General features: G+C 45.2%; 16 protein-coding genes. 4 read left to right on the forward strand and 12 right to left on the reverse strand.

From position 1 onward, the window contains the following. The 7 genes from L1D37_RS12530 to L1D37_RS12560 form a co-directional block, all read right to left on the reverse strand. Positions 1-732, reverse strand: a complete 732-nt coding sequence (locus L1D37_RS12530; protein WP_239848092.1) for an SDR family NAD(P)-dependent oxidoreductase — start codon at positions 730-732, stop codon at positions 1-3. Continuing rightward, positions 732-1,163, reverse strand: a complete 432-nt coding sequence (locus L1D37_RS12535) for a nuclear transport factor 2 family protein (RefSeq protein ID WP_239848093.1) — start codon at positions 1,161-1,163, stop codon at positions 732-734. Before L1D37_RS12535 ends, L1D37_RS12530 begins: the two co-directional genes overlap by 1 nt. Positions 1,164-1,177: 14 nt before the next feature. After that, positions 1,178-2,608: a deoxyribodipyrimidine photo-lyase gene (phrB, locus tag L1D37_RS12540; protein ID WP_239848094.1), complete on the reverse strand. Its 1,431-nt coding sequence runs from the start codon at positions 2,606-2,608 to the stop codon at positions 1,178-1,180. Beyond that, the gene (locus L1D37_RS12545) at positions 2,605-3,552 is read right to left on the reverse strand and encodes a DUF523 and DUF1722 domain-containing protein (RefSeq protein WP_239848095.1); all 948 of its coding nucleotides are present in this window, start codon (positions 3,550-3,552) and stop codon (positions 2,605-2,607) included. Before L1D37_RS12545 ends, phrB begins: the two co-directional genes overlap by 4 nt. Before the next feature lie 144 nt (positions 3,553-3,696). Continuing rightward, positions 3,697-4,377, reverse strand: a complete 681-nt coding sequence (locus L1D37_RS12550) for a ChrR family anti-sigma-E factor (protein WP_239848096.1) — start codon at positions 4,375-4,377, stop codon at positions 3,697-3,699. Next, the gene (locus L1D37_RS12555) at positions 4,370-5,017 is read right to left on the reverse strand and encodes a sigma-70 family RNA polymerase sigma factor (RefSeq protein WP_239848097.1); all 648 of its coding nucleotides are present in this window, start codon (positions 5,015-5,017) and stop codon (positions 4,370-4,372) included. The genes L1D37_RS12550 and L1D37_RS12555 overlap by 8 nt, the downstream gene beginning before the upstream one ends. 110 nt (positions 5,018-5,127) lie before the next feature. Next, on the reverse strand, positions 5,128-5,748 hold the full coding sequence (locus L1D37_RS12560) for an LON peptidase substrate-binding domain-containing protein (RefSeq protein WP_239848098.1): 621 nt from the start codon (positions 5,746-5,748) through the stop codon (positions 5,128-5,130). Between the two features lie 264 nt (positions 5,749-6,012). On the opposite strand from L1D37_RS12560, the gene L1D37_RS12565 reads away from it, so the two are divergent. Next, positions 6,013-6,399, forward strand: coding sequence for a tautomerase family protein (locus L1D37_RS12565; RefSeq protein WP_017070218.1), 387 nt, complete (start codon positions 6,013-6,015; stop codon positions 6,397-6,399). A 107-nt stretch (positions 6,400-6,506) separates the two neighbouring features. On the opposite strand, the gene L1D37_RS12570 is transcribed toward L1D37_RS12565, so the two are convergent. After that, complete coding sequence (locus tag L1D37_RS12570) at positions 6,507-7,316, reverse strand: DUF4344 domain-containing metallopeptidase (protein WP_239848099.1); 810 nt, start codon at positions 7,314-7,316, stop codon at positions 6,507-6,509. A 193-nt stretch (positions 7,317-7,509) separates the two neighbouring features. Between L1D37_RS12570 and L1D37_RS12575 the strand changes: the two genes are divergently transcribed. Together L1D37_RS12575 and gltS are read left to right on the forward strand one after the other, a co-directional pair. After that, a complete protein-coding gene (locus L1D37_RS12575) occupies positions 7,510-7,866 on the forward strand; it encodes a YibL family ribosome-associated protein (RefSeq protein WP_132761598.1) in 357 nt (118 codons plus the stop codon). A gap of 316 nt (positions 7,867-8,182) precedes the next feature. Then, positions 8,183-9,409, forward strand: coding sequence for a sodium/glutamate symporter (gene gltS, locus L1D37_RS12580; RefSeq protein ID WP_176679011.1), 1,227 nt, complete (start codon positions 8,183-8,185; stop codon positions 9,407-9,409). A 73-nt stretch (positions 9,410-9,482) separates the two neighbouring features. Here gltS and norW read toward each other — a convergent pair whose 3' ends face one another. The 4 genes from norW to L1D37_RS12600 form a co-directional block, all read right to left on the reverse strand. Continuing rightward, positions 9,483-10,652, reverse strand: coding sequence for an NADH:flavorubredoxin reductase NorW (gene norW, locus L1D37_RS12585; protein WP_239848100.1), 1,170 nt, complete (start codon positions 10,650-10,652; stop codon positions 9,483-9,485). Position 10,653: 1 nt separating this feature from the next. Next, positions 10,654-12,153, reverse strand: a complete 1,500-nt coding sequence (gene norV / locus L1D37_RS12590; protein WP_239848101.1) for an anaerobic nitric oxide reductase flavorubredoxin — start codon at positions 12,151-12,153, stop codon at positions 10,654-10,656. 278 nt (positions 12,154-12,431) lie between these two features. After that, entirely contained in the window at positions 12,432-13,088 is a 657-nt protein-coding gene (locus L1D37_RS12595; RefSeq protein WP_161685409.1) for an NAD(P)H-dependent oxidoreductase, read from the reverse strand. Between the two features lie 292 nt (positions 13,089-13,380). After that, positions 13,381-14,247 (reverse strand): glycerol kinase, encoded by an 867-nt coding sequence (locus tag L1D37_RS12600; protein ID WP_239848102.1) that lies wholly within the window; start codon positions 14,245-14,247, stop codon positions 13,381-13,383. A gap of 617 nt (positions 14,248-14,864) precedes the next feature. Between L1D37_RS12600 and L1D37_RS12605 the strand changes: the two genes are divergently transcribed. Next, positions 14,865-16,757 carry a PTS mannitol transporter subunit IICBA gene (locus tag L1D37_RS12605; protein ID WP_132969294.1) on the forward strand — a complete coding sequence of 631 codons (1,893 nt, stop codon included), beginning with the start codon at positions 14,865-14,867 and terminating at the stop codon, positions 16,755-16,757. The last annotated feature ends 176 nt before the right edge of the window (positions 16,758-16,933 follow it).

Genomic DNA, 16,933 nt, shown 5'->3' on the forward strand with positions numbered 1-16,933 from the left:
TTATACCATCCTTGAAGCGAGTTTTTGCCAAACTGGAGTTGGAAGCATTCTTAACAGCTTCATCAACATAATGAATCGTCTTGGGAAATCGATCTCACTCTTTCCTTGAGCAATACCGTTTACGATTCGCTGAGTTGCGGCCTCACTACTAATAATCATAGGCATAGAGAACGTATTTCGCTCGGTTAATGGCGTTTCTACGAAGCCAGGGTGCACAATTGAGACATGGATATCGTGCTGTGCCAGGTCAACCGAAAGCGTTCTTCCTAAATACGTGAGTGCCGCCTTTGAAGCGCCATAAGCCTCGGCTCTAGGCAAAGGCAAAAAGCTGGCGCTTGAGCTTACCAAAACCAAGCGACCGCCGGGTTTGATATTTTTGAGCCACGCTTTTAAGGCGTAGCCAATGGATATTAGGTTAATGTTGATGACGCGCTCGAAAAGCTCCGCATCAAAATTGATTGGGTCGTCGATGTACTCACAATCCCCCGCGTTCAAAATCAGCAGATCGAGCGGCTGGTCTGGGTCTAGTTCCGGGAAGTTGTGGTAATCGGTTAGGTCAAAGCAAAGTGGCTCTATCGATGAGTGAGATAAATCCGTCTCGTGGGAATCGACTAACGCTTGTAGCTTTTCTGGGTTACGGCCACAAGCAATCACCTGATGCCCTTGTTGAGCATAATCGAGAGTCAGTGATTGGCCGATACCTGAGGTCGCGCCTGTGATCATAATACGCATTATCGGCTCGCTCTTTTCTTGATGGATTTGATTGCGCACCCCAAGACTGGAATGTGTTCATACAACATCGAGCCGACGTCGAGATAATCTCTGTGATAGATCACTTGGTCATCGAGCATCTTCAGGTGGCTGTGGCCTTGAACTTCGATAGGCTTTTGACCGTTCAACTGCTTGTGAGCGAATTGCATCGTCCAATACACCGCGGCTTCGCCATTGGCTTCAAAAACGTGCTCGATGTGGAAATCACAGCTGGTCACTTGTGTGTAGATGTTTTCGAAGTAATGAGTTAGCGCAGCAATTCCGCTGACATGATGCAGCGGATCTTGGAATTCGATATCAGGGTGATAAACCGTCTTTAGCACATCGAAATTGTCGGTTCCGAGTTCTCGATACATGTTGAGAAAGTTATCAAGCCATAGAGAGTTATCCATAGTGTTCACTCTAATTATTTGAAAAAGGCTAAGGCTCTCAATCGTGCTTCTTTGTGTTCAACGATGGGTTGCCAGTATTCGCTGTTAATTCCGTTTTTTGCAATGTAATCATGTGGAAAATGCACATGCTTGTCGGGAATATTTTGCAGCTCTGGTATGTACTTACGAATAAAAATCCCTTTCGGATCAAACTTTTCACTCTGGGTGATTGGATTGAAAATTCGGAAGTAAGGTTGAGCATCACAGCCAGTACTTGAAGCCCACTGCCAACCACCGTTGTTAGCGCTGAAATCACCATCGATAAGGTGCGTCATAAAGAATCGCTCGCCCCAACGCCAGTCAATCAGCAGGTGTTTGGTCAGGAAGCTCGCCACCACCATTCTTAGTCTGTTGTGCATCCAACCTGTATCAACCAATTGGCGCATGGCTGCATCAACTAACGGATAGCCGGTTCTCCCTTCACACCAAGCTTTGAAGCTCGGGTGATCCTGATACCAATCTAAGCCATTGTACTTTTGTTGAAAGTTAGCGCCTTTAACCAGTTTAGGATGATGAAACATTAAATGCTTATAAAAATCTCGCCAAATCAATTCATTAAGCCAAGAAAAGGCAGGTAATTGCGAGTCAAACAGCAGATCAGGTTGTTGCTGAATCAATTGAATCGCTAACCATCTTGGGCTCACTGCACCGATCGTCAAGTAAGGTGACAGTCCAGAGGTTCCTTTGACGGAAGGGATGTCTCTCAGGTGTGCATAGTCATTGACTTTGTTAGCCAAGAAATTGGGGATCACGCTGCTTAGTACATCTTCGCTCATCGGCCAGCGACTTGAATCAACGCGAGGGAAGTCGAAGTCGTAATCATCGGCAAGTCGATAGGCTGAAAGTCTGTCAGGTAACTGCGCTTCTGAACGTTGGTCATCAGGGATTTCAGTTGGCATCACTGGAGCATGACTGCATTGAATGCCTTTAGCTTGTACCTGTTTTAACCAAGCGTTTTTGAAGGGAGTGAATACCTTGAACATCTCGCCTTGCTGATTAAGCACGCTACCCAATGGCAGCATCACGTCGCAATCGCTGATTTGGAGGTTCACACCGCGTGATATGAGTTGATGGTCGCGAGCTTGCTCATCCACTTCCGGCTCTGAATTGGCGTAAACAGACTGAGCATCGAGCTGTTTGTACAATTCGATAAGCTTTGTGGCTTGGTCGTCAAAATCTGTGGCTTTGAGGTGCATCAGAGTAATACCGAATTCCTCGAGCTGTGATTCGAGCTGCTTGAGGTGTCGGTAAATGAAGTCTGCTTTTATTGGAGCAAGGTGATGCTGTTGCCACTGCTGCGGAGTTGAAATAAAAACGGCGATAGAAACGCCGTTTTCAATTGCAGCGACGAGAGCTGGATTATCGTGAATCCGCAGGTCTCGTCGTATCCATAGAATGTCGCTCAATATCCATATCTCAGTTTAAGTTCTTGAGGGTGAGGGTTTAGATAAACCTGTGATTCTAGGTACTCGTTCGGATATTCCATCAGGTAGTGGTTGATCAGTGTCAGTGGCACTAACAGGGGAATAACGCCCTCTCTGAATGAAGCAATTTGGTTAGCTAGCTCTTGCTTGTGAGCACTGCTCAATTGCTTCTTAAAGTAGCCTTGTAAATGCTGAAGTGTATTAGCGTGACTGCCGCGGTTTGCGTGATGTGATAACGCCGTCATCAAACCTTCGATGTACTGATCTGCAAGCTCGTTGATGTCGAGATCGTTCCCGGCTAGAAGCTTACCAAGGCGTTTGTAACCTTCTACGTGATGACACATCACTAGATATTTGTGAGCACTGTGGAATTGAATCAACTTGTGCTTAGTTATGCCTTCGTCAACAAGGTCTAACCACTTCTGGTAAGTGAACACTCGGGTCATGAAGTTTTCTCGCAGAATTGGGTCGTTAAGGCGACCGTTTTCTTCAACTGGAAGCAGCGGATTACCATCCATGATCTGCTGGGTGAACATACCCACACCTGTTGATTCAGAGCCACGACCGTGATGGTGATACACCTTCACGCGCTCCATGCCACAAGTTGGGCTCTTCTGACAAACGATGAAACCCGCGATGTGTTGGTTATTCTTCGAGTAGTTTTGACCGAATTCGATTAACTCATTGGTCACATCACCAGACCCATCTGGGCGAGAAACATGGATGATGTCATCCAGCATTCTTGTTTGGCGTATAGTTGGACGTGGAGTTGGAAGACCAACGCCCATTTCTGGACAAACGGGTTCCAGCTCAACGTAATCTGCTAGGTCGTCTGTGCAGAAGCGAGAACGTTTATGGCCAGTATCGAACCGAACTTTATGACCGGCGACACATGCACTAATGCCTATTTTTATTTTTTTATCCATTGGTCAATTCCTTACGCTCATTGCTCATTATTGTTTTTATATTATGTGGTTTATTGCTTATACCAGACTACTTTAGTCCGGTTGTTACCTTTCTACCTAGCCAACGCTGTGCATCTTGTGATCTACCCGGTAAATCATTTTAAACTAGTAAATGTACTTACCTAACGGGTTGAACAATTGGCTGACACCTTTAGTGAAGTACAAGGCATCACTTGAAACGGTCAAGCACACACAACCTTCTTTGGTCGCAGGTTGGTGAGTATGATTACCATCCAACCAGATGAAGTCGCCTTTGTTGTAGACACCCATTTCGTCTTCGAAACTACCTTCTAAAAGCAGCGTGATCTCGAAGCCTTTGTGAGTGTGGCAAGGCACTTGTCCATCTTTATCGATGTGCAGCAAACTGGTGTGGTGTGCTTCGTCATCGAAATCGAGTCTTGCTCGTGAAATTTTGCCTAGGTTCATCCAATCTTTTCTCGCCACTGAATTCAGAGCGCGAGGAATTGTGAACGTGGTATCTGCAACGGTAACTTGCTCTACCTTAGGCTCAACTTCCACTGACTGAGATAAATCAGCAGTAATCTGCTCGATTGCATCAAAGTCGAAATCCATGTCGTCCATCGCAAAGTTGTCTGATTCTTCGCTCGCGAACGCAGGTTCTTTATCAAAGGCATTGTTCGCCGCTTCAGCCGTTAACTGTTTCACTTTCTCTTGGCAGTGTTCACATAGCTCTACATGGCTCGACACAATTAGAGACACTGAGTCAGCAAGCGTGCCGTCAACAAAGTCTTTCAAAATTGCTTCGTTAGGGTGATGTTTAATCATGGCTTTGTTCCCCCATGTGAACCTTAAGTTTGGCTAAAGCGAGTCTTAGACGTGATTTCACTGTTCCAAGTGGGACGCCAAGTTGTTGTGCAAGCTGCTCTTGAGAGAGTTCTTGAAAGTAAACGCCTTTGACAATAGTTTTCTGAGCCAGAGGCAGTTTCTCTATTTGAGTCATTACGTGTCGGCTCATCAAATGATCGCCAAACGGTAATTCATCGCTTTGAGATTCAGCAACCATCGCGTCAATAGGCCAGATGTCGTCTGCGATTGTCTGTTCCGCTTTGGCTTTAACTTTACGCAACATATCAAAAGCGGCGTTTCGCATAACGGTGTAGACCCAAGTCGTCGCAGCGCCCTTGTCTTCATTGTAAAGATGGGCTTTCTTCCAAACGTTGGTCATGGTGTCTTGAACCAGCTCGTTTGCAGCAGCTTCACCGCCTAGCTTGCTAATTCCGAAGCGCTTTATCTTGGGAGCAAAGAACTTGAACAAACAGGTAAATGCCTGCTTGTCTCTGTCTGTACCAACCAAGATCAACCAACTTGAAAGCTCTGCTGGAACCTTGGATTCGGTCGTTGTTTTTTTGTCTGGGATAATGACATGCTCCTTGCCTTTCCCTGAACTTCTACTTTCGACTTGCATAGTAAATAACCATCATGCGAATTTGAGTGGCACTACGTGAAAGTTGAAGGCCGGGATCACTTTAATTTAAATTAATTTCCACTATACAAAATTATAGTGAAGAAAAGTGCTTATTGCCCCGTAATGATTTGATTCAAAAAAGGAACTAAAGAAGGAAAGCTAGCAGGCTCGGTGAACTCTGTTTTCTTTTCCAAAGGGATAGGCATCATTTCGAGTAGCCGCGCGCAAATCCATTGCGGGCTTTCGAAATCAGGTGTGGGGTAAAGGGTTCTTATCGAATCGTGGTCGCGAAACAGTTGGACCAAAAACGCAGTAAACACGTTAGGCACGTCGTATTCGAGAACTGGCCAATGGGGCAGTGGTCTGAATTTACTTTTGATTAGGCCAACGGTATCTCTGTGAGAGGAGTGAAGCTGCACAAGTTGCTGACCCTCCACATCGATCTCCAATATCTGATCATCAGACATATTAAAGTCTACGATGGATACTTTGGTTCCCCAAGAGCTGAGGTGTTCTGCCTTTACGTTGTCTTGAGTGGCAATGATGAAGCCATCGCCCTGCGCTGCGTGTGCGACCATCGCAAGGAATTTGGGCTCAAAAATGCGCAGCCTTTGTCTCCCTCCAGGTAACAGGAAGATGGGAAGAGGAAACACAGCGAGTTCTAGGGAAGACTCTACGGGTGTTTCTGGTTCGGCTTTTGTCCGTGTGGTCTTCCTAGGTGTATTAGGCACATAGCACTCCTTAGTTCAGATGTGATTCAAGGAGATATACGGGCAGTGGCACGGGTTCGATCAATTCGCTGTGGCTGTAATTGTTTGCTGCCATTTGGTGAGGATATGTTTTTTGTTGCACCTGTTCATAAATTCATTGTTTTAACCTTCTTTCATCGACGGTATTAGGTACTATATGTACAAATAGTAAGCGAATGTGTAGTGGCTAGACGATGCTGCTATCTAACGTTCTTCTTTACCTGACATCGCATCAAAGGAATGGTCATGATTGTTATCTATGGTATCAAAGAGTGCTTAAATCCAATTAAGTTGCAACTCTCGAACGTGTTGCAGCAGTGTTTAAACAGTGAGATGGGTTTACCTGATGACAAGCGCGCCCATCGGTTTGTGCCTTTAGAAAGAGACGATTTCTTTTACCCTGAAGGACGGACAGAGGCCTACACCGTTATTGAGATCAACATGATGGAAGGTCGAGCAGTGAACACCAAGAAGCGCCTAATTAAGAAGATATTTTCTGAAATAGAAAAGCAGCTGGCTATCTCTCCGATTGATATTGAAATTACCATCAAAGAACAGCCGTCGCACTGTTGGGGATTCCGAGGCATGACAGGCGATGAAGCCCAAGATCTTAAGTACAAAGTGAAGGTGTAGGGTTTATGCTCTTAACACATAAGACTTAAGCCTACCTATCAAGTGACGGCTTTGGAGTTTGATGCCAAAGCCGTTTTGTCTCGTTCTCGACACTAAACTTTAAGCATTCAAGCATCGTCACTATCTTTTAAATACTGATGCCAATTCTCTGTAATCACATCAAAGTGCTCGACGCAGAACTCCTTTCTGTCTTTCAAATAGTCGTTTTCCACTTCATCGAGTAAATTCTTATAGGCTTCAGGGTCGCTGCCATACACCAAGCACAGAGTAGAGAAGTAGCGTTGAAGGTCAAAGCTGTGCTCATCGATGTATTCACCTAAATCATAATATTCAGGGCGATCTTCAGATTCGAAGGCAAACATGTCGGCCGCGCTGATCGCGGCATCGGCACCGTGTTCCACATAGTTCAGCAGCAGGATGGTCGCTAGGTTGTCGACTGCATCTTCTTCTTTGCCCAAGATGGCAATCTTTTGGTCTTCGATATAAGCATGCCCTGCTTCGTGCAACAGAGTATGCAGCAAGGTATCGACAGCCCCAGTTTGTGCCGGTTTGCCGTACTCTTTTTCGTATTGGTTCTTCTCAAAGTAATTGAGGGATTCGGCGTAAAAACCGTATGGGATGAGTACCTGATGGGTTTGTGGATCGTAGAGTGGACCATCATCGCCACCGTATTGAATGACCAAGGGCTGCTTGAACATGAATAGTTGATTCGATAGGTCAATCACGGTGTCATTGACGCCACTGAGCTCAATCTCTTCCTTAATCTGCCTTTCTTCATCAGTTTGAGGCGTTGCATATTCAACGATCAGATTGTTAGGCAGTGTATTGTCATCGGATGCTTCACTGGACGCATAAGTTGTGGCAAACACAGAGCCAATGGCTAGGCTATAGATCAGTGCTTGTTTCAGGTGTGTCATCGCGGGTCCTTGTGATTTGTTTGAATGTTCAGCTCCAGATTGATTCGCGAGCGACTGAAGGTGGATTGATAGACAGTTTAGGTTAGATTTCATCCCATTGGTGATTTTTAAGATAAATTTCGGTTCACGTAAACCCTTGTGCTATACTCCGCGCCCCAATCCGAATTGGCTTGCTTAATCTTAGGAAATTATTATGAGTGCTAAAAACGAACTTCAACAAATTAACAACCGTCTAGACAAGTGTCGCCACAAGTTAGATGCTGCTAAAACTCGTAATGATCGTCCTGTTGTTCGTCAGTTTGAAGAAGAGATTAAGAAGCTAACGAAGAAAATTGCCCAGCTTAAGCACAAGCAAAGCTTCGATGTGAATCAAGAGCGTAAGTCGTTGCTTGATATGCCATTTAGCCGTGAAATCACGAAAGCTGAGCAAGCAGATATGGGTAAACTGAAAAAGTCTGTAAAAGGATTAGTGGTTGTTCACCCAATGACGAAGATTGGTAAAGAGCTTCGCATTGAGGTTATGACGGGTTACGCACCGAAAAAATTCTAATTACCAGCGATGGTGATAAAAGAGGAGCTAGCAATAGCTCCTTTTTGCTTTTTTAGGCATGCAGAAAGCGGAATATCGACAATAACATTTGTATCAGCCTAGACTTATTTGGAGGTGATTGTTGTCACAAAACCTTCTATCTCCTATAAAAGTTAACGTGCCACTAACATGACACTAGGCAGACGCAGTAATGTGTTCGGCTTTCAAATCCACAATTTCTTACCGATTTGCATAAATATAGGTAGAGCAGCACAAACAATTACAGATAAAACTAGACTCATTAGGGAAGATGAGAACGTAAAAAAATAGAGGTTATATGAATCAATTAATTTCAATAGGGCCACTAGAATCCTTCCTAATCGCGATTAGTGTTTTGTTTCTAGGGCATTTTGTAAATGCAAAGCTACCGGTTCTCAAAAAGTACAACATTCCAGAGCCCATCGTCGGCGGCTTGATCGTCGCTTTTGCTATTACAGCCCTACATTTTAACGGCGTTGATCTTGAGTTCTCCTTGCCTTTACAGAACACATTCATGTTGATGTTCTTTGCAACGGTTGGCCTTGCTGCTAACTACACCCAGCTTATAAAGGGTGGCGCAAAGGTGTTCTTGTTCTTAGGTGTCGCTTCGGTTTACATCATTATTCAAAATGGTGTGGGCGTGACACTGGCAACCGCCCTAGGTCTTGAACCTTTAATGGGTTTGATAGCGGGTTCTATCACGTTATCTGGCGGTCACGGTACAGGCGCGGCTTGGTCTCAAACCTTCGCAGACACGTTTGGCATTGCTAACACCCTAGAAATCGCGATGGCTTCTGCCACCTTCGGTTTGATTATCGGCGGTATCATCGGTAGCCCTGTGGCGCAAAAGCTGATTGATAAGAACAATCTTGAATCTGAATACGGTACTGGCACGCAAACGCACGAACGCTTCCCTGAACTGGTTACTTATAACGAGTATGAAGAAGACAAAGTGACGGCGAAGAAGGTGATTGAAGTATTGTTCATTCTTCTTATCTGTATCACGGGTGCGAGATATTTAGAGCAATGGGTAGCGACCTTTGAAATTTCTTGGTTGATGATTCCTGACTTCGTTTACGCGTTGTTTATTGGTGTGTTCATCACTAACGTTTTTGAAGTGACTAAGCTGCACAAAACCGACAGCGAAACGGTCGATATTCTGGGTACTGTGTCATTGTCACTGTTCCTAGCGATGGCGCTAATGAGCTTGAAACTGTGGAACATCTTTGACCTTGCGATTCCGTTCTTGGTCATCCTTGCTGTTCAGGCCGTTGTGTTGGGTATCTTCTCTTACTTTGTGACGTTCAAAGTGATGGGTTCGAACTACGACGCTGCAGTTATGGCGGGTGGTCACTGTGGTTTCGGCCTAGGTGCAACACCAACAGCGGTAATGAACATGGGTTCTTTGGTGAACCGTTTCGGTCCGTCACCACAAGCCTTCATGGTTGTTCCAATCGTGGGTGCCTTCTTTATCGATATTGTTAACCTGATTATCCTACAAGGGTACATCTCGTTTATCGGTTAATGTGAACAACACGTTTAACGTATAAAAAAGCCAGTCTGTTGACTGGCTTTTTTCGTTTTATTGGCAGCAGTATTTATGCGGGTGAGCTTGCTTGTAGCTCTTTAAGCAGAGGGAAAGCGGCTTTGGTGTGCTCGCCCGTGACAATGAACCCAACCAACTGATCATCTTCATTAAAGCCTTTTGCGATAATGCCTTTCGGGTCGAATCGCGTTTCCCAGCTCTGCGCGGTTTGAATATCTCGTCCGGCAAGCTGAATTGGGTAACTTGGCGTTTTCACCTTAGTAATGATGTGAGGCAAGCTGAGCTTTCCTTCTCCCGCTATGAGCTTATCTTTATCCATAGAGAGCTGCTTCGCCAACACGTTTGCAGACAAAATAGCGGGTTGCAGATAAGCCATCACACGACCCTCTATTTCGGCGCAGTCACCAATCGCATACACATTCTCGGCACTGGTTCTCATGGTTTCATCGACCACAATCCCTCTGTTTACATCGATGCCCGCTTGTGTCGCGAGCTGCGTGTTTGGTTTTAGCCCTGCGGCTGCAATCACGACATCAGTTCGTATCAAGCGAGAAGAAGTGGTTTGCAACCTGACCCCATCAGCGAGATCAGTTGCTCGACACACCGTTGAATCGGTTTCAACGGTGACGCCTGCTTTTCTTAACTCTCTTTCCAAGTCTAGGGACACGAAAGGTGGCACTAAGCTATTGAGCAAGTAACTCGCGGGTTCGATGATAGTGACATCTTTGCCTGCGGTTTGAAGGTCGAAGGCGAGCTCGACCCCGATCAAGCCGCCGCCAATCACAGTGACTCGCTGTGCATCATCGATCTGCGCTTTGTATTTTTCGAACTCTTCCAAGCTATTAAGAGTAATCGTCGCGCTGCGTTTTAACCCCTTAGCTGGTGGTATGAAGGGCGTTGCGCCTGTCGCTAATACCAACTTCGAATAATGGATAGTTTCGTCATCAACATGAACACATTGCTGTTTAGTGTCTATCTCGCTCACCAGCGCTTTGGTCTTGATAACGACGTTGTACTGCTCAGCCAACTGTTTCGCACTATGTATTGCCAGTGTTTCAGGCGTCTGTGCCTGGCTGAACGCATGCGAAAGGTTTGGCTTACTGTACTCAACGCCCGCATCAGCGGTGATCATGGTAATCGCAATATCTTGGTCTAGCTTGCGCACCATTTTGATGGTTTGAAGGGCAGCGAAACCACCGCCCACGATAACAATGTTCGACATGTTACTTCTCCACAAACACTTCTTTGCCTAAATGGCACTCTGGACAAAGGAAATCATCAGGTACTTGTGCCCATGGTGTTCCCGGTTCAACGCCTTGGTACGGTTCGCCTAATTGTGGGTCGTACACCCACTCACACACGGTGCAACGCCAGCACGTACAATCTGCGCTGTGGACAGGCTTATCTTGTGCTTCTTCTGTTTTCTGCTCTGTCGCGCCTTTTAGCTCTGTTGGGGTGCTTGTCGGTGCTGATTCAATGCGTTGAACGTTGCGCTCCACTTGCTTAGGTTGGCTAACCTCAGTTTCATCAGCGCGCCAAACCTCAGCCAGTGTCATGCCGTAATCGATGCATTGGCGAAGGGCATCTGTGTCTGGTTTCCAATGGATGTGTTGTGGTGCGCTGACTTCGAAATTGGCTTCACGTAGGCGAACATCGATGCGTTTTACTGCGCCACCAGTCCAACCTGAAGACCCGAAGGCTGCGGCTCTTTTTTCTGCAAAGCGCAGGCCGTGTATCTCTTCAAGCAAAGCTGCGATCTGAGGCATCATCACGTTGTTCATGGTTGATGAACCAACGAGTACGCCCTTTGAGCGGAAGATATTGGCAAGGATGTCATTCTTGTCGTGCTTGGAAATGTTGAACACCTTGATCGCCGTTTCTGGGCTGCCTTTGCGGATCCCTTTGGCGATAGCATCGGCCATCATACGAGTGTTGTTCGACATGGTGTCGTAAACAATCGTGATGCGATCTTCTTTGTAGGCTTTTGACCACTCGTAGTATTGCTCAACGATTTGGGTGGCGTTGTCGCGCCAAATACATCCGTGAGAAGTGGCGATAACATCGATAGGCACACCCAAGCTCAACACCTCTTCGATTTTGGCTTTCACTAGAGGTGCAAATGGCGTCAGGATATTCGAGAAGTAACGTAGACACTGCTCGTGCAGTTCAACTTGGTCTAGTTGGTCGTTGAATAGGTTCTCGTCACAGTAGTGTTGGCCGAAGGCGTCATTACTAAACAGGATTTCATCACCAGTTAGGTAGGTCGCCATTGAATCTGGCCAGTGCAGCATTTTCATCTCAACAAAGATAAGTTGTTTGCCGTTACCCACATCGAGCGTGTCGCCAGTTTTAACGGTTCTGAAGTTCCAGTCTGGTTGATGGTGATGGCCAACAATCGAGTTAACACCTGCTTCAGTGCAGTAGACAGGCGTATTTGGGATCTTAGCTAACAGCGCTGAAAGGGCACCTGCGTGGTCTTCTTCAGCGTGCTGACAAATGATGTAGTCGATGTCATTGATGTCGATTTCCATCTCAAGGTTTGCAAGGAATTGCTCAGTAAAGCGATGATCAACGGTATCGACAAGCACCGTTTTCTCTTCACGGATCAGGTACGAGTTATAACTGGTACCTTTGTTCATGTGGTATTCCTTGCCGTGGAAGTGCTCGGTTTCCCAGTCGTGAATACCAACCCAATGAACATTTGATTTAACGTGAATAGTCATAATGATAATACCTTATTTAAATATCTAAGGTCATCATTGCACTAGTTGTGCCATGTTTTTAAATGGTTGTTTTGGAGGGGTTTGTTTGCTTTTTGAACGCTTTATTGTGTCTTTATGACTCGTGTATTTTTGTAATCAATATGATTCCGCTGTGTCTTTTTGACTGGTGTGTTTTAAGCGTGTAGCAGCAGTTATATAGCATGAATAAAAAAGGCCAGACGAGAGTCTGGCCAAATAAAGCAGTGCGATTTGTTTTAGCGATTACAGCGTAGTAGCTGTTATAACGTAGTAACCACTTCATCAAGAGCTAGACGCGCTTTTGGTTTACCGTGGTTGTAGTCTTCGCCGTCTTTGTGGTAGCCGATAGCTAGTGCTACATCAACAACGTGACCTTCTAGTTCTTCAGCAAACTCTTCGCCGATCATAGCAGCGTCTACGCCTTCCATAGGAGTTGAAGCGATGCCTAGGCGAGCTAGTGTGTGCAGTGTGTTACCTAGTGCGATGTAAACTTGAGACTTAGTCCAGTTACCGTTGAAACCTGTTTCGTCTGTGTTCATTTCTGCGAATGCGTAAGCACCTAGGAATTGCTCGTACATTTCAGCTGGTAGGTGACCAGAGCTTACTTCTGTATCAGCACGCTTAGCGAATTTCTCTTTAGTGTACTTAGGATCATGAGCAAATAGGATCGTGTGTGACGCTTCTTTCGCATGTGGTTGGTTAAACTGGAACATGTTCTCGAAAGTGTTGTGGAAGCGCTGTTTAGCTGCGTCGCTCTCAATGATGATGAATTTCCAAGGCTGAGAGTTAATTGAAGAAGCAGACAAACGAAGTGCTTCTTTGATTACTTCCATGTCTTCCGCAGAGATGCGTTTTTCTGCATCGTATTTTTTAGCTGTGTAACGAGTGTTTAGATCAGTAATGATTGGATGAGTCATGTTGAATCCTAATATCTATCAATAATAAATGTTGTAGGGTGTTATGTTCGGTAACGTCAACAATAAACAGATAACGCATTTAGACGGCTCTCAATAGATTGAACGTCTAAATAGTTATCGAACATGCCCCAATTAAATCGAGTATCTGCGGTAGCTCAAGTCGATGGGTGTAAGATAATAGAAGATGGGTTGGGGAAAAATAGCGAACATATCAAATCACTATGGTAAATAATGTCCATAATTAGTAATTAAATGTGATCTTGATGTGTTATGGAGCGCTAAGATCAGTCGCTTAGTACGCCTTGATGCCATATTGACGCAATAATGGTGGAAGTACGCTGTCTAGGTTTGGGATGTCTTCAGGGGTGATCTCAATTAAGCTGAAGCCGTGTTCTGCGTATGTTTCTCTCGTTTCAACGCGTTTTTCTTCTGCTATTGGGGCAGAGTCGGTTCCCCAGAACTGGATGTATACCTTGCCGTTTGGCAGATAAAAATCACTGATCACTTCTTTTGATATTGGTAGTGGACGCTCATACGCATGCACTACTCCTGCCATATAAAGCCAGTTATCGATGATCAGCTCTCCCTTTGAACGAACATAGTGCCCATCTAAGGTTCGGTGTTTCGCCTCAAATTTCTGACGGAAGCTAGAAAACGACACATCGGTCGAGTGGCTTTCTGCATCGTGGCCTAAGAACTCGACAACAGATTGCTTTAATCGTTTATTGCGGACTAACGAGTCGTGCCACACCACAAATAAATTCTCAGTCGCTTTGTCTTCTCTTTGTTCACCTCCGGCTTTTAAGCCTGTGGAGGTGACGTGCCAGCCATCTTCTTCTTTCTTTATCCACCCAAGTTCATTGAGCAATAAGTTGATCTTCTTGGCGCTGAGCTCAAAGGCGTGACCAAGTTGCGTCGCGGTTAATGTTTTGCCAGAGAATGACTCTAAGTCGATAAGCAGTTTTTCTGGCCATACGATAAAGACACCAAACTTTTTGTGCTCCACATACTCCCCACCAAAACTTTCCCCTCGCTCTGTCAGTACCCAACGCTCTTGTGAACGCACAATATAGCCAGCGGTTTTTAGATCACCAAATAGCGCTTTGGCTTCTACGCCTTTCTGTTTCGCGAGTGCTGATGTGGAAATTTTGTCTGACATAGTCTTTTCTCAAAGCAGAGCGATCTGCGGATTCAGGTTGAGGCGGTGGTGAATATGAATAGGTAAATACAATAACACATCTCTTGTCGCTGACAGCAGTGCGTTGTGCTCAGCTTTTGCTGAAATAGTGTGGTGAAGGTGCGCATGATGCACAAGCCGATAGTGTAATCGAGAAGATGCGATAGGATAATTTCGAGTGTGATCTATATCTCATTGGTTTTGTAATTAAATTACACAATGCCAATTCATACTCAAGAGTGTGCGTATATTTCACACTTTGTATGGCGTTCTTTTATACGTGGTTTATAGTTTTATGGAGTGAACTTTTATTATGTGTGATTTTGATCACTATTTATTTTTTATGGTCGCGAGTGAAAGTGTGATCTTGATCGTGTGTTAATGGGAATTATTCTCACTAATTTTACTTTGTAATTTAAATTCATGACATTTTTGTGATCTAAGGCGTTACTGTTAACCCCAAAGTGTTTTTTGTGTGTGATGTTTATCACGAAAGTTGGGCTGGGGTGCATTTTGGGAATGTTGTGATACATTTTAATCAACTTTTGAGCACACACTTTCGGTCATTTGACCAACCAATACACTACGGGGTTCTACCTATGTTATCACCAGAAGCTAAGATCAAGGTTCAAAACTTTGGTCGTTTCTTATCTAATATGGTAATGCCAAACATCGGCGCATTCATTGCGTGGGGTTTCATTACTGCACTATTCATCCCAACAGGTTGGTGGCCTAACGAAACGTTAGCATCAATGGTTGGTCCTATGATTACATACCTTCTACCACTATTGATCGGTTACACCGGTGGTAAAATGGTTGGTGGTGACCGCGGTGCGGTAGTCGGCGCTATCACAACAATGGGTGTTATCGTTGGTACTGATATCCCAATGTTCATGGGTGCAATGATTGTAGGTCCACTAGGTGGTATCGCAATTAAGAAATTCGATGAAGCTGTTCACGGTAAAGTGAAGAGTGGTTTCGAAATGCTAGTGAACAACTTCTCTGCTGGTATCATCGGTATGATCTGCGCAATCATCGCGTTCATCGTGATTGGTCCTGCAGTTAAAGTTCTGTCTTCTGGTTTAGCGGCTGGCGTTAACGTGATGGTTGAAGCAGGTGCACTACCTCTTGCATCTATCTTTGTTGAACCTGCGAAAATCTTATTCCTAAACAACGCAATCAACCACGGTATCTTCTCTCCACTAGGTATCCAGCAATCTGAAGAAATTGGTCGTTCAATCTTCTTCCTAATCGAAGCGAACCCAGGTCCTGGTTTTGGTCTTCTACTTGCTTACATGGTGTTTGGTAAAGGTAGCGCGAAGCAATCTGCTGCTGGTGCTTCTATCATCCACTTCCTAGGTGGTATCCACGAAATTTACTTCCCTTACGTTCTAATGAACCCACGTCTAATCCTTGCTGTAATCGCAGGTGGTATGGCGGGTGTATTCACTAACGTAGTGTTCGATTCTGGCCTTATCTCTCCAGCATCTCCAGGTTCTATCTTCGCAGTATTGTTGATGACACCTAAAGGCTCTTACATCGGTGTGATTCTTTCTGTTATTGCTGCAACGGCTGTGTCTTTCATCGTAGCTTCAATTCTACTTAAGACTTCAGCTCAAGGTGACGACGAAGATTCACTAGAAAAAGCCTCTGCTCAAATGAAAGACATGAAAGCGTCTTCTAAAGGTGCAGCAGCAGAAGCAAACGTAAACCTAGCGGATGTAAAAGCAGTCTATGTAGCGTGTGATGCGGGTATGGGTTCGAGTGCAATGGGTGCTGGTCTACTTCGCAAAAAGGTAGCAGCAGCAGGTCTAGACATCGAGGTAACCAACTACGCAATCAACAACCTACCTGCTGATTCGCAAATCGTTATTACGCATAAAGACTTAACAGACCGTGCACGCAAAACCGTACCAGGTGCAATGCACATGTCTCTGAACAACTTCTTAGATGGTGGTGTATACGACCAGCTAGTTGCTGAGCTTACCGACGCTCAAAGTGGTGAAGCAAAAGTAGAAGCTCCGGCTCCTGCAGCGGCTCCAGCACAAGAAGGCAACAAACTTGCACTGACTGACGACAGCATCTTCCTTGGCTTAAAAGCGACTCAAAAAGAAGACGCAATCAAGTTCGCTGGCGACCAACTGGTAAAACTTGGCAACGTATCACCTGAGTACGTAGCTGGTATGTTTGCTCGTGAAGAGCTTGTGTCTACCTACCTAGGTGAGTCTATCGCAGTACCACACGGCACAATCGAAGCGAAACAATACGTACAAAAAACCGGCATTGTTTTCTGTCAGTACCCTGAAGGTATTCAGTGGGGCGAAGATGAAGATGATATCGCTAAGATGGTTATCGGTATTGCCGCACAAGGCGATGAGCACAACATGGTGCTGATGGCTATTACCAATTCACTTGATGATGAAGAAGCTGTGGAATGCCTACAGAACACAACAAACCCTGCTGATGTTCTACGTATTCTCAACGGAAACTAAAAAGCTCTAGTCAAGCTCCTGAGTGAAGGAGGCCGGTATCCCCCTACTGGCCTCATTTTCGGTCTTAATCTCTCTAAGAAGATTCAGTCTGAATAGCTTACTGCTTAATGCCTAGGGCACATCGTCAAGGCATGTTGTTGAGCAGTTAGCTATCTAGATTCAAATATTTATAAGGT

The sequence above is a fragment of the Vibrio sp. Isolate33 genome, from assembly GCF_022397895.1.
In the GTDB taxonomy this organism is placed as follows: Bacteria; Pseudomonadota; Gammaproteobacteria; order Enterobacterales; family Vibrionaceae; genus Vibrio; species Vibrio pomeroyi.